Raw genomic sequence first — 13,988 nt, 5'->3', positions numbered from 1 at the left:
AACTAATTGTAACCACGAATACTGTTTGTAAATTAATTGGTCAGCGCAAGTAAATTGGCCAGATGTATGATATTCTTTATTTATAGGGAATCTAATACAAGGACGAAAACTCCTTTGGTTCCTTTGAAGTGAGTATCAGCCCAGCCTCATCATTTATTGGTGACGGCATAACGTTAATCGAAGTGGAGCAAAACCGCCCAAAAATCGGTTTTTCGTTTGACGAAGCTGTTGCCATAAACTAGGCTGGGCTGATTTTTCTATGTATCTTTCTTCAAAGATAAATAGTGTTTGTCTTGCTGTGATGAAACAGAAACTTCTCATTCACTGCTGTAGTTGTAGAAGTTTTTTGAATTCTTAGTGACAAGATTACAACTATTTTTTAGCACCCTTATTGTATCTCGCACCTCACTAATATTTACTGCTACATCTGTAAGAAGCTGTTTAACTTTTAGCAGATAACTGCAATATTTGTAGTGCTGGATAGACGGCTGATTTCTACACTCTGACTACGTTGATGCTGTCACAATCTGGGCAGTGAACTATTTCAAAAACTACAACTTCAATTGAATTCAACACTCTACTTGATTACACCATAATCTGGGAGCCGAATCAACAAGTCTGCGCCATTACCGAGGTTTTTATGCGGAAGATTGCTATTTATGGAAGAGGGGGAGTTGGCAAATCCACAACGACTCAAAATGTAGTGGCTGGACTGACTGATATGAGCCGTAAGGTGATGGTTGTAGGGTGTGACTCGAAAGCAGACTCCACCAGGCTCCTTTTGGGTGGATTTCACCAGAAGATTGTACTTGATACGTTGCGTAAAGAAGAAGATGACGTGAATTTAGAAGACTTCCGTCAGGAGGGATGGGGAAAGACGTTGTGTGTGGAATCGGGTGGCCCAGAACCTGGTGTGGGATGTGCAGGTAGAGGCATTCTGACATCAATCGGGTTGCTGGAACAACTTGGTGCTTATGATGATGCAGTTAGACTTGATTATACATTTTATGATGGTCTGGGTGACGTGGTATGCGGTGGATTTGTCATGCCCATTCGTGAACGCAAAGCTCAAGAGGTCTACATTGTCACTTCTGGGGAAATTATGGCAATGTATACCGTCAACAACATCTGCCGAAGCATTCAAAAGTATGCTCCAATCGGCGGTATACGTCTGGGAGGATTGATTTGTAACTCTCGCAAAGTTGATGAGGAAGACGATCGCATCAAAGCTCTTGCAGAGAAACTGGGGACTCAAATGATCTACTCCATACCCAGAGACAATATGGTGCAACGGGCAGAGTTCCACCGCAAGACGGTGATTGAGTATGCTCCTGACTGTGAACAGGCGCAGCACTATCGCAACCTGGCAACAGCAATTGACCATAACACAGATTTTGTAACTCCGAAATCTATGTCTAACGATCGCCTTGAGGAACTGCTGGTGAAGTTTGGGTTGTTCGGCTAGGACGATGCAGTAGGGATTATTCCTAATACAAGGTATCTGGAGCAATTGGCAACCTCTGACTCGAAAAAGCAGGAAAAACTGCGTAAGTTTCTTACCACTATTTGAGAAATCGACGTAACCACGTCAAAATTTATCTACCTCATTGAAGGAGTAGAACTTATTATGTTGACTGAAGAGGTATTAGTCCAAAAATTTACTACCGTAGTCAAGGGACGCTGTGCCAAAGTAGGCGAGTTGCTCCAGTACTGCCATGTCGAACTCGTAAACTCTTACTGGGGCTGCCCTCCAAAACTTATACAACATTTTGTTGTTTTTTATCCTAATATGCTGTTTGCCTCAATTAATGCCAACAAAGACGTTTTTAGAGGCGTTGCCGAAGATTTGGGGATATCGAATGCTGTTTGCATAAACGCCACACGCATTATTCGCGATCCCGCCTCAAGGTTGAAGGAAAAGAACCCCATCCTCTGGTTGGAACTTCAATGGGTGGCGGTGCCAATTAAAAAAGGCAATTGGCATCTAGATCAGGACTTACCGCACTTGGACTAAAGATAAGGTTTTTCACGACTTATATACAGATAACAGAAAATCGTAGACGCATACTCCTAGTAGTCCACCACACTAACTTTGATGGGTGAATAAGTTCGTAGTAAGGACTTTAGTCCTTGATTTGAGCGCTAAAGCGCTCACTACAAACCAAGCATTGTTGACTTGGCGGACTACTAGATCGAAGCAAGCGGGAGCGGAGCGTCTCTAAGAGGTTGTTTTAAAAGTATTTGGCTGTGATTTTAAGCACTTATTGATCCCCCCTAACCCCCCTTAAAAAGGGGGGAACTGGAATCAAAGTCCTCCTTTTCAAAGAGGATTTAGGAGGATCTATAACCTTTTGATACCGATAAGAGGATTTTTAAAACATCCTCTAAGAGTTGGGGCTTGCCGCAGGCTACAACAGAGAATGCAGTATTTCGGCTTCTCTGCGAGACGCTGCGCGATCTGCTCAATAACCGGATACGGAGGAATAAGAGTTTGAGATTTTTTTGCGTAAGTCCTATTTTTGTAACACTTGGCTAGCAAATGATATGAAAAGGCGATCGCTAGGTTAAACTGCGCCAATGCTAAAATAGTATCCAAAAATGCAAGTATTTTAGCAAACTGTATGCTATGCTTGCAGCAGATAAGCGAAATTGTCAAAACATCAATAATATGTCTGACAACAAAAACGCCAAACACTAGAAAACCTTGCTATTGCCCTAACAATTTAAGTTTGTCCGTTGCGGCTTTTTCTAACGGAGAGATACAGCCTCATGAAACTGGATGTGAATCTTTGCAATAATCTAAAGTCAATTAGAACTCGCTTAGGCATGAGCCAGCAAGAATTGGCCAACATAGCCGGCGTAACTCGTCAGAGTATTGGTGGTGTGGAATCTGGACAATATGCTCCTTCTGTTGCTATGTCACTGCGTTTAGCCAAGGCGCTTGGTTGCCAAGTCGAGGACTTATTCTGGTTTGAGCAAGATTTACCAGAAGTTGAGGCAATTCTTACCGGATCAGCCCCTAAGCAACAGCAATTGCGAGTTAGTCTAGCGCGGGTTGGGGATCAATGGATAGCTTATCCCCTCGTTGGGAATGATGCTTTTCGGATCGAAATGATTCCGGCTGATGGTGAGACAGTTGCGGTGAGCCACCCCATTGTAGGAACTGGGGTTAGCGCAAGCGGTAGCGACGACGTAGGAGCGTTCCCCAGTATAAGCAAATTGCCATTAGCGTCAGAGGTAGCAAGCTACGCCTCTGGTCTGGTCGTAAAGAGGAACGAGCGTCAACCGGAGGGTGAAGCACAGAGCCAGAACAGTACAAATAAAGTCCAGGTTCGGCTTCTGGATGATATAGACAAACTGCACAATACAGTTGTGATTACTGGTTGTACACCTGTACTTTCTCTCTTGGCAAGAGCAACTGAACGTTGGCATCCAAAACTACGAATTCATTATCGTTTCGCCCACAGCACGGCTGCATTGCGTAGTCTGTGCCGAGGTGAAGTTCACATTGCAGGGATGCACTTATATGATGCTGAGACTGGGGAACATAACATCCCCTTTGTGCGGGAAGCCTTAACAGGTAAGAGTGCCGTTTTGATTACCCTTGGAGTTTGGGAAGAAGGTTTGTTAGTCCCACCAGGAAACCCAATGGGAGTTAAAACAGTTTCCGACTTAGTAGAACTTGGAGCTACTATTGTCACCCATGAAGTGGGTTCTGGCAGTCGGATGCTTTTAGAACGGAAACTTCTTGAAGTTGGAGTGCCATTGCACAAAGTTAAAGGATCTGACTGTATCGTTCATAGCCATCAAGATGTTGCCTTATCTATAGTCTCAGGAATCGCTGATGCAGGTATTAGTACGGCATCTATAGCTGCTGCCTTTGGGTTGGGATTTATCCCCCTTCATCGGGCGCGATATGACTTGGTGATTCTTAAAGAATACTTGGAAGAAGAACCAGTAAAGCAGTTTCTCAGTATTTTGGGGCATCGGCTAGTCCAATCTCAATTAGAGATTCTTGGTGGTTATGATATTAGCAATATTGGGGAAGTTGTAGCAAACATTTAAATAATTCGTAATTCGTAATTCGTAATTCGTAATGACGCTCCTACGGACGCTCGCGGAGAGTCTCGGAGAAAAGACAGTAATTCGTATTTATTAACCCACGGCTAAGGAATATGTCTTTTACTTTCCACAACTCAAGTTAGTTGCTCTATCCTTCAATTAGGAATTACTCAAGTAAATCAAAATCACCCAACAAATTAGCCGATCATGAATCATCACTTCTCGATGAACAAACATCCGATTCAAATTAACGATACAACCTTACGAGATGGCGAACAAGCGGCAGGTGTAGCTTTTAACGTTGAAGAAAAAATTGCGATCGCTACTTTTCTTGATGCCATTGGTGTTCCAGAATTGGAAATTGGCGTTCCGGCAATGGGACAAGAAGAAGCAGAGTCGATCCGAGCGATCGCTAATCTGGGATTAAATGCCCAATTACTGGGCTGGAACCGTGCTAATTTGTCTGATATTCAGGCATCTATAGATTGTGGTTTAGAACGGGTGCATATTTCCGTTCCAGTCTCAGAAATTCAGATTGCCGCCAAGTTTGGGGGTAAGCAGCAGAAAATGCTAGATCGTTTACGGGATGCAATAAATTTCGCTTGCGATCGCGGTTTATCTGTATCTGTTGGTGGAGAAGATTCTTCCAGAGCCGATGAATCTTTTTTGCTAGATGTGGCATATTATGCTCAAGAGTTGGGAGCTTTCCGGTTTCGCTTTTGTGACACTGTAGGAATTCTCGATCCTCTGACTACTTACAGCAAAGTTCGCTCTCTTGTCCATCATCTATTCATTCCCATAGAAATGCACACGCACAATGACTTTGGGTTGGCAATGGCGAACTCGCTGGCTGGTATTGAAGCAGGGGCGCTATCGGTTAACACCACGGTAAACGGGATCGGCGAACGGGCTGGCAATGCGGCGCTGGAAGAAATCGTGATGGCACTGAAACACATCTACCGTATCCAGACGGGCATTGATACAAAACGGCTATTGGAACTGTCACGGTTAGTTGCTAAAGCTGCAAACTGGCCGGTTCCTCCCTGGAAAGCGATCGTGGGTGAAAATACTTTTGCCCACGAGTCGGGAATTCATGCTCACGGTGTGTTGCAAAATCCGGGTACTTACGAACCCTTTGCGCCGGAAGATGTTGGTTGGGAACGTCGCCTTGTTGTAGGTAAACATTCCGGTCGGCATCTGATATTCAGTGTGCTGCAAGAACATGGAATCACCCTCAGTCAGCCAGAAATTCAATCAGTGCTGGATGCTGTAAAGCATCAGTCAGTAAAAGTTAAGCGCAGTCTCACGGTTGAAGAACTTCTGAGTTTGGTTCCTCAAGGGTGAACGCATACATCTACCAAGACATTAAGTTGAATTGTGCTTTTACCCATCAACATATCAATATGTTTCAGTCAGTTTGACCAGAGAAGACTTGAATCAAAAGTGAAGTTGGTTAAGAACACATAACAATTCCGTTAAGTTTTTGCTCACTATGATTGTATCACTTGCTAAAATATTACCAAATATGTTGGTATCGACTATGCCGAGAAAAGAGCAAGGATGGATCACTTTTCAATTGTCTCCAGAAGAACGGCAACTTCTAGAGCAGTACTGTCAAAATTTTCAACGCACTAAAACTGATGTGTTGCGCTCCTTGTTGCGTAGTCTCCAGCCAAAATTACTCAAACAGCAGGGGAAGCAGTTTGATTCTATGGAGGTTGATATCGAATTACTTTGAGTAGTGGTACGAGTTGTCTTACACCTAAACAAATTTGCAATGGGGTTGGTAATCCCCTCTGAAATCGTCAAAAAGTGTTCAGGTTCAAAAGTTGAGTATGACAAATCCTACAAAACTACTGCGATGCCTGCGGCGGGCAGAGCGATCGCACAGGGCGTGAGATTCCTTTCAATTACGAAATTGGCTGGAACGATTTTCTAACTGTTCCGGTAATGAAACTTCTGCGGCTTGAGCAGAGTTTCTTGGTGCAGAGATAAATCAGATTGTTGATGTTCCAATACCATTTGATGTCCAGGGTAGTCAGGATTGGTTAATTCTAGTAAAGCATTTTTTTCTACCATGCTTAATTTTCAATCTATTCGTGCCACAGCAATGCAAAAAGTCCCATATAACTGGGCTTTGATAAAAAACTTGCTTTCACCAGAAGCAAGCTTAGAACTAACTGCGAGTTTTCCCCATGAAGAGTTTCGCCTGTCGGAGGGAGAGGGATACGGATACTCCTGGGGAAAGATGCTTGCAAAGAGCGAGGATATTTCCTTGATGCTCAAATCTAACGATAATCGCTGGCGAGAGCGGATGGCACAAGGCAGACTTACTTATGACTTAAGACACCTCAGTAAAGTCTGGCAACAGTTGATAGAAGAACTGTGGACAGATTCTTACCGCGCAGCTTTAGCCGAAATGTCTGGGTTGGAACTAAAGGACTGTGTAATGGATATTGGATTTCGCCGATATCAGTTAGGACAGTTGCATCACCCTCATACAGATGAGCCGAACAAAGTTTTAACTCATCTGCTATTTTTCAATCAGCAATGGTCTGTAGACTGGGGAGGCTGTTTGCGAATTCTTAAAGACTCCCAGCCGGAATCTGCCTTCCAAGATATTCTACCCCTGAGCGATTCCTCGGTTGCGATCGCGCGTTCTGATAATTCTTGGCATACAGTTACTCCGCTTACTTGCCCTGAATCTGAGTATCGGCTAGCTTTACGAGTTGCTTTTTTTCGGAATAGTCGCCTAACTTCAGATTTCGGAAAAACCCAGCTAGCTGCGTAGCCATCAAGTACTTTCTCTCTACCTTTGTTAGAAAATCAGCCTCCTGATTTTCTGCTTGTTCCTTGCTTCTCGTTGTTGGTAATCCCTTTGACTATGACCAATCCTACAGAACTATTGCGATCGCGCTACGGTGAAGTTCCCTTCAATCACGAAATTGACTGGAACGCCTCTTTAGAAACCCTACTAGCTCACCGCTCAGTTCGGTCTTATCTATCCAATCCTTTACCACCAGGAACCCTAGAATGGCTAGTTGCTGCTGCTCAATCTGCTCCTAGTTCAGCTAATATGCAAACCTGGAGTGTGGTAGCGATTGAAGATCAAGAACGCAAAGCAGAATTATGCAAGCTGGCTAATAACCAAGTATGGATTAACCAGGCTCCTGTATTCTTGGTTTGGTTAGCAGATTTAGGTCGTCTGGCTCATATTGCTGACAGTCGCGGACTAGCTCCCGTAGCTCTGGATTACGTAGAACTGTTGGTTAAAGCCATAGTCGATGCTTCAGTCGCAGCGCAAAATGCAATTGTAGCTGCTGAATCTGTTGGTTTAGGAACGGTATATATCGGCGCAATCCGCAAAAGTACTCAAGAGGTAGCCACGTTATTGAAGTTGCCACCTTTTGTGTTCCCTGTGTTTGGGTTGTGTGTGGGTTATCCCAATCCTGAAGCACAACCTGTTGTTAAGCCGCGCCTACCTCAGTCGGCTGTATTCCACCGGGAAACCTATAAATTGGCAGAGCAAGATGAAGCGATCGCTCATTACAATGATATCATGAAAGAGTTCTACACTGAACAAAAAATGAATGTCGCTGGTGATTGGTCGCAACACTCAGCCGAGCGCATCGCCACTTTAGACTATTTAAAAGGGTGCAAGTACTTGCGTGAAACTCTTAACAACTTCGGCTTCAAGTTGCTATAAAAGGAGTCAACAGCAAGAAGATACAAAGACAGGGTAAGCATCCATTGTACCTCTAGTTTTAAACAAGCTACGCGCAAGAGGGTAACTTTTGATCAAAGCTTCTGAGGCTTAAAGACTCACAACTCTACACCCAGTCTCAAAAGATAATTTCAGTGCGTAAGCCTAAAGGATAAATATAGAACTTACGCACTGTAACAAAATTATGTCATTGCGGGTGCAGCATCTCCAATAGAAGCAATCTCAAACCCTAGTAGTCTCAATACGTTTCGGTTAAGAATATTTGTAGGTTGGGTGGAACGAAGTGAAACCCAACATATTGCAAGGTTTGTTGGGTTTCGTCCCTCAACCCAACCTACACATTTTTATTTTTTGGGCTTAACCAAACCATATTGCTAGTAGTCTACCAAGGCAACTTTACTGGGTAATAAACTTCTTAAACATCTCTTTTTCTCTCTGACTCTGTATTCTCTGTGTCTCTCTGGTTCGTTCTTTTACCCTTCAAATTTGGCTTGATAGACGACTAGTTTTAAGTTTTCAGTGCATAAATCCTAAAATAGACCAACCAACTTACCAGATATAGCAATTCTCCTGCTTGAAACCTTTGTAGGAATTTGGGGAATCTGAAGGCATTTAAGCAGTCAAAAGACGAACGATTTAATGGGTATTCCAGCAAGCTTTATCTTTCAAAAAAGGGCTGAACTGTAAGAATCGCTCTTGTAATGAGAATTGCTGACTAAAAATGTAGAATTAACCCGCGAAACCAAAGGAACTTCAAACAATGAATAATCTATCTACCAAAGACCTCAACAGACTACGCTCTCAAGCCAAAATAATTATGAATCGAGTGGAGATTTTCATAGAAACTTACTTATTAGAAGCTCCCCCTGATGAAAAACTGATTAACGAAACCTTACAAGAGATCATCAAGGCTGCGAATAACTTAACAACCGCAGCATCCAAGATGAAAACCTCTGAAACTGTACATAACCTCAAGGGTTAAAAATAGTTTAATAAGGCTGAATGGAACCCCATATAGCAGTCCTAAACGATTCGTGAGTAACAAGATCCCCGACTTCTTTAAGAAGTCGGGATCTGAGCCTCTCATACAGTTCCCTTAGCGGTAGCGGGGCGTTTAGCCCGTGCTGAGTAATCGATGCTAGATACTCAGCACTATTTCAGTTATGGAGATAAATAAATCTGTTTTGTTAGGAAATACCATGCTCAAGGGGCTAAGTTTAAACTTAAATAACTGGTTACAGAGAAATACAATTGTACGTAATCTTGAATTTTTCCAAGACTTTATTATCATTTGTCTCTGTCTTGGTTTATTCTGTGTGATGCTCATGCGACTGGGAGATATGTTCTTCTCTTTTTTGAGTCCATTAGATTTACGGCAAGTAACATCTGAAACAAAAGAAAAAACGCAATTATTGGCTGATAATCCTCTAGTTCATGATTAATTGTAACCACACATACTGTTTGAAAATTAGTTAGCGATCGCAAGTAATTTTGCTAGAGGTATGATATTCTTTATATATGGAGATAAAAAATCAAAGCTACAAAAATCTTCAAAAGAAGCCATCCCTAAAAATTGTGAATATTAATGTTTAGAAGTTACTTTTTCGCTACTAACTATTAACTTCTAACTAATAGATGGATGAGAAGACAATGCTTGAGTATCTTACATCTTTAAACGACCACAATTTACCCTACCCAGATACAATTCATCCCATCATTGTCCACTTCGTAATTGCGATGGTGTTGTTTGCCTTTGTCTGCGATGTAGTTGGTTATTTCATTGGTAAATCTCATCTTTTTGAGGTCAGTTGGTGGAATATGTGTGTCGCCACGATCGCTATCTTTGTTGCCGTCATCTTTGGTCAGTTTGAAGCTGGCTTGGCAAGACCTTACGATGCTGTTAAGGCAGTGCTGAATTTGCATACACTGATTGGCTGGTCGCTTGCGGGAATCATCACAGCGATTACAGCTTGGCGATATGTAATTCGTACACGCAACCCTGAAAAATTACCGATTCATTACATGGTAGTAGGGCTGTTTTTAACCCTAATAGTTGGCTTGCAAGTATATCTCGGAGATGAACTTGTTTGGGTATATGGACTGCATACAGTGCCAGTTGTTGAAGCAGTAAAAAATGCTATTTTGCCATGAACTCGGAACTAATTGACCAATTAAGTACACAACTAGGTAGTAACGGACTGCCTTACACCATTCCTATTCATCCCAACTTAGTCCATTTCACCTTGGGTTTGTTCATCATTGGGATTACCTTCGATATCGTTGGTGTGCTGTTTCCCTTGGAAATATGGGTCTTCAAATATTTTGCGATTACTGTCAAACGTGCCAACTTCTTTGATGTTGGCTGGTATAACATGGTCGCTTCCAGCATCATCACTTTTTTCACTGTGGGGGCAGGCTTTTACGAAATGCTTTTAGCAGCACCACCTACTGATGTCAAGAGTGCCTGGGGATTACAGGCAATGCAAACCATGATTTGGCATGGTGTAGGTGGTGTCTTTTTATTAGCGCTGATTCTTGGTATGACCATTTGGAGAGGATGGCAGCGCTACATCTGGGACAAACAAGCATACAAACAGACAGATCGAGAAGTGCAATGGTTCTATCTGTTCGCAGGCATAGCAATCATGTTTATTATGTACATCCACGGCACACTCGGAGCGCAATTAGCCACCGAATTTGGCGTACACAACACAGCAGATAATTTGCTGCGATTAGGCCAAGACCTCAACACAACACTCAAATAAGTCATTTGTCATTTGTCATTTGCCCAATGCCCAATGCCCAATAACCACAGACCATGAAAATCCAGAATATTTTAAATATTTTAACGCCGCTTACAAGGGCGTTGGCATTGCCCGCCGCAGGCATCGCAGTTACTGTTATCAGTCTCTGGATCGGCAAACAGGCTTACTCCTGGCTTCCTCCGCAAGCAGCCGCCGAATCCCAACTAATTGATGATTTGATTAGCTTCTTAGTAACCCTCGGTGCCTTCATCTTCTTGGGAGTAACAAGTACTCTAATGTATTCTGTGATCTTCCATCGGGCAGTCAAAGATGACTTCACTGACGGCCCCCCGATTGATGGTAATGTCGCCTTGGAAGTTGTCTGGACAGCCATCCCAATTCTCTTGGTGTTTTGGATTGCAGGTTATAGCTACCAAGTCTACGAACAAATGGGAATTCAAGGGCCTACTGAACTAGTTCACTTGCATAATCCGCTGGCAATGAAATCAGCTTATGCAGCACCACAAGAGAACTTAGCAGAACCTGTCGAAAAGATTGATGTTCTAGCTAAACAATGGGCTTGGGTGTTCCACTACCCTGAGAAAGATATTACCAGTAGCGAGTTGCATTTGCCTAGCGATCGCCGCGTGCGTTTGGCACTGCGATCGCAAGATGTTCTCCACGGCTTCTACATTCCGGCATTCCGCCTCAAGCAAGATATTATTCCCAACCACACCATCGACTTTGAATTTACCCCCATCCGTGCAGGTAAATATCGGCTTACCGATTCCCAATATAGCGGCACATACTTTGCCACCATGCAGGCAAATGTAGTCGTCGAATCACCAGAAAATTACCACCAGTGGTTAGCCTTAGCTGCAACCCAAAAACCATCTCCCGCCAAGAACCAAGCAAATTCTGAGTATGCCCAAGCAGCCAGTAACTCAGTCAAAACTGGTTGGGTCAGAGTTGCACCTGCGGCACCTCCTTTGGTCAATTATCCCGGTTGAAAGGAAATTCAGCGATGACAAATATCCCAATCGAAGGCATTTTCCCCAGTGAGAAGCCGCACCACGAATTTACGAATAACTGGAAAGAATACTTCAGCTTTAGCACCGACCACAAGGTAATTGGTATCCAGTACCTCGTTACTTCTTTCTTCTTCCTTCTCATCGGTGGTATTTTCGCTATGGTGATTCGGGGAGAACTGTTAACACCTGAATCAGATTTAGTCGATCGCACCGTCTATAACGGGATGTTCACTATGCACGGCACTATAATGCTGTTTTTGTGGACATTTCCCTCCCTAGTTGGTTTTGCTAACTATCTCGTGCCATTAATGATTGGGGCGCGAGATATGGCATTTCCCCGTCTCAACGCCGTCGCCTTTTGGATGGTGCCAGTAGTCGGAATTCTTTTGATGGGTAGCTTTTTGGTTCCTGGTGGCCCAGCCCAAGCGGGTTGGTGGGCTTATCCACCAGTCAGTCTCCAAAATCCCACAGGTAACTTAATTAATGGGCAAGTTGTCTGGTTGTTGGCGGTGGCAATTTCCGGCGTATCCTCAATTATGGGGGCAGTCAACTTTGTTACCACGATAGTCAAGATGCGGGCCCCAGGCATGGGCTTCTTCAGAATGCCGTTGTTTGTCTGGGCAGTATTTAGCGCTCAAATCATCCAACTTTTCGGACTACCTGCATTGACAGCTGGTGCAGTTATGCTGTTACTCGACCTCACAGTTGGTACCGCATTTTTCGACCCTGCCAAGGGTGGCAATCCAGTTATGTTTCAGCATTACTTCTGGTTTTACTCCCACCCCGCCGTTTACGTGATTATTTTACCCATCTTCGGGATTTTCTCAGAAATCTTCCCAGTTTATTCCCGTAAACCCCTGTTTGGCTATAAGGTGGTTGCCGTTTCATCCATTTTGATTGCCGTAGTTAGCGGTATTGTTTGGGTACACCACATGTACGTCAGTGGTACACCTGGGTGGATGCGGTTAATTTTCATGCTGACAACGATGTGTGTATCTGTACCCACGGGGATTAAAGTATTTGCTTGGGTGGCAACCATTTGGGGAGGTAAGCTGCGGCTGAATACACCGATGCTATTCGCCTTGGGTGGATTGGTAATGTTTGTCTTCGCCGGAATCACAGGCATCATGCTTTCTTCAGTGCCAGTTGATGTTCACGTAAACAATACCTACTTTGTAGTGGGTCACTTCCACTATGTCCTTTACGGCACAGTAACGATGGGCTTATTTGCTGCCATCTACCACTGGTTCCCCAAGATGACTGGGCGGATGTACTCCGAAAGCTGGGGTAAATTGCACTTCTGGCTGGCATTCATCGGCACTAACATCAACTTTTTGCCCATGCACCCTTTGGGATTACAAGGGATGTTACGCCGAGTTGCATCCTACGCCCCAGAGTATCAATTCTGGAATATCATCGCTAGCCTTGGCGGATTCCTGTTAGGAATGTCCATCTTGCCCTTCATTTTCAACATGGTGATTTCTTGGATGCAAGGCGAGAAAGCACCCGCTAACCCTTGGCGGGCAATTGGATTAGAGTGGATGGTTTCATCTCCACCCCCAGTAGAGAACTTTGAAGAAATTCCCATCATCATCTCTGAACCCTACGGTTACGGCAAATCTGAACCATTGACAGCTAACCTTTCCTGTGAAACGGCGGACACAGCCACTTAACATTGACAAACGTAGATTATGGGGAAGACGCAGAAACCCTCCGCGTACCTCTGCGCTTCCCTTTGCGTACCTCTGCGTTTAAAATTCCCCCCTCAAAGTAAAAAAGAGTTCCACCAATGGACAGTTATATCAATTCAAATGAGTTGCACCACACAGGCGCAGAACATAGCCACGACGAAGAAGGCAACAAGATGTTTGGCTTCATCATCTTCCTGATGTCTGAAAGCGTCATCTTCCTAAGTTTTTTCGCCGGATATATCATCTACAAAACAACGACTCCTAACTGGCTACCAGTTGGTGTTTCAGGATTAGAAATCAAAGATCCGGCAATCAACACAGTCATTCTAGTTGCTAGTAGCTTTGTCATTTACTTAGCAGAAAAAGCCCTTCAACGTCATGATATCAAAGGGTTTCGCCTGTCTCTCTTGGCAACGATCGCAATGGGAAGTTACTTTTTAGTCGGACAAGCGATTGAATGGAGCCATCTGGAGTTTGGCTTCACCTCTGGGACATTCGGTGGCACATTTTACTTGTTAACGGGCTTCCACGGTTTGCACATTCTCACTGGCATTTTGTTACAGATGATTGTTTTGGGTCGCTCTTTCATTCCTGGTAACTACGACACAGGTCATTTTGGTGTAAATGCCACTTCTATTTTCTGGCACTTCGTCGATGTTATCTGGATTGTTTTGTTTGTCCTGATTTATATCTGGCAATGACACTCTGTGGTCTGAGGTTTTTATGCGGAAAATAG

At 43.7% G+C, this 13,988-nt stretch carries 14 protein-coding genes and 2 pseudogenes; 15 read left to right on the top strand and 1 reads right to left on the bottom strand.

The features are described from left to right. Nucleotides 1-640: 640 nt before the first annotated feature. From nifH to V7K32_RS19595, 6 genes and pseudogenes are all read left to right on the top strand, one after another. On the top strand, nt 641-1,465 hold the full coding sequence (nifH, locus tag V7K32_RS19620) for a nitrogenase iron protein (RefSeq protein ID WP_334995475.1): 825 nt from the start codon (nt 641-643) through the stop codon (nt 1,463-1,465). Nucleotides 1,466-1,627: 162 nt separating this feature from the next. Then, nucleotides 1,628-2,014: a hypothetical protein gene (locus V7K32_RS19615; protein WP_334995474.1), complete on the top strand. Its 387-nt coding sequence runs from the start codon at nt 1,628-1,630 to the stop codon at nt 2,012-2,014. Nucleotides 2,015-2,769: 755 nt separating this feature from the next. Further along, entirely contained in the window at nt 2,770-4,065 is a 1,296-nt protein-coding gene (locus tag V7K32_RS19610; protein ID WP_334995473.1) for a substrate-binding domain-containing protein, read from the top strand. A 222-nt stretch (nt 4,066-4,287) separates the two neighbouring features. Then, on the top strand, nt 4,288-5,406 hold the full coding sequence (nifV, locus tag V7K32_RS19605) for a homocitrate synthase (RefSeq protein WP_334995476.1): 1,119 nt from the start codon (nt 4,288-4,290) through the stop codon (nt 5,404-5,406). Between the two features lie 196 nt (nt 5,407-5,602). Then, a pseudogene (locus tag V7K32_RS19600) lies at nt 5,603-5,731 on the top strand (CopG family transcriptional regulator); the annotation flags it as partial. 108 nt (nt 5,732-5,839) lie between these two features. Beyond that, nucleotides 5,840-6,001 (top strand): hypothetical protein, encoded by a 162-nt coding sequence (locus V7K32_RS19595; RefSeq protein WP_334995472.1) that lies wholly within the window; start codon nt 5,840-5,842, stop codon nt 5,999-6,001. Here the strand turns inward: V7K32_RS19595 and V7K32_RS19590 are convergent. Next, nucleotides 5,998-6,141 (bottom strand): hypothetical protein, encoded by a 144-nt coding sequence (locus tag V7K32_RS19590; RefSeq protein ID WP_334941332.1) that lies wholly within the window; start codon nt 6,139-6,141, stop codon nt 5,998-6,000. The two genes, V7K32_RS19595 and V7K32_RS19590, sit on opposite strands and share 4 nt — an antisense overlap. Here V7K32_RS19590 and V7K32_RS19585 point away from each other — a divergent pair. From V7K32_RS19585 to V7K32_RS19545, 9 genes and pseudogenes are all read left to right on the top strand, one after another. Continuing rightward, nucleotides 6,140-6,853, top strand: coding sequence for a 2OG-Fe(II) oxygenase (locus V7K32_RS19585; protein ID WP_334995471.1), 714 nt, complete (start codon nt 6,140-6,142; stop codon nt 6,851-6,853). The genes V7K32_RS19590 and V7K32_RS19585 overlap by 2 nt on opposite strands. Nucleotides 6,854-6,946: 93 nt before the next feature. Beyond that, nucleotides 6,947-7,768, top strand: coding sequence for an NADPH-dependent oxidoreductase (locus tag V7K32_RS19580; RefSeq protein ID WP_334995470.1), 822 nt, complete (start codon nt 6,947-6,949; stop codon nt 7,766-7,768). A gap of 778 nt (nt 7,769-8,546) precedes the next feature. Continuing rightward, a complete protein-coding gene (locus V7K32_RS19575) occupies nt 8,547-8,768 on the top strand; it encodes a hypothetical protein (RefSeq protein WP_334855277.1) in 222 nt (73 codons plus the stop codon). 217 nt (nt 8,769-8,985) lie between these two features. Continuing rightward, nucleotides 8,986-9,177, top strand: a pseudogene (locus tag V7K32_RS19570) (phosphate-starvation-inducible PsiE family protein); the annotation flags it as partial. 259 nt (nt 9,178-9,436) lie between these two features. Beyond that, nucleotides 9,437-9,937: a DUF2231 domain-containing protein gene (locus V7K32_RS19565; RefSeq protein ID WP_334995469.1), complete on the top strand. Its 501-nt coding sequence runs from the start codon at nt 9,437-9,439 to the stop codon at nt 9,935-9,937. Beyond that, nucleotides 9,934-10,551 (top strand): DUF2231 domain-containing protein, encoded by a 618-nt coding sequence (locus tag V7K32_RS19560; RefSeq protein ID WP_334995468.1) that lies wholly within the window; start codon nt 9,934-9,936, stop codon nt 10,549-10,551. Before V7K32_RS19565 ends, V7K32_RS19560 begins: the two co-directional genes overlap by 4 nt. A 53-nt stretch (nt 10,552-10,604) precedes the next feature. After that, entirely contained in the window at nt 10,605-11,540 is a 936-nt protein-coding gene (locus tag V7K32_RS19555) for a cytochrome c oxidase subunit II (RefSeq protein WP_334995467.1), read from the top strand. Nucleotides 11,541-11,554: 14 nt separating this feature from the next. After that, nucleotides 11,555-13,234, top strand: coding sequence for a cytochrome c oxidase subunit I (gene ctaD, locus V7K32_RS19550; protein ID WP_334995466.1), 1,680 nt, complete (start codon nt 11,555-11,557; stop codon nt 13,232-13,234). A 116-nt stretch (nt 13,235-13,350) separates the two neighbouring features. Beyond that, nucleotides 13,351-13,953, top strand: a complete 603-nt coding sequence (locus tag V7K32_RS19545) for a cytochrome c oxidase subunit 3 (protein ID WP_334995465.1) — start codon at nt 13,351-13,353, stop codon at nt 13,951-13,953. Nucleotides 13,954-13,988 lie beyond the last annotated feature (35 nt).

The sequence above is a fragment of the Nostoc sp. genome (assembly GCF_036917635.1).
In the GTDB taxonomy this organism is placed as follows: domain Bacteria; phylum Cyanobacteriota; class Cyanobacteriia; order Cyanobacteriales; family Nostocaceae; genus Nostoc.
Note: the sequence above shows the minus strand (reverse complement) of the source record. Positions and strands in the feature narration are given on the sequence as shown.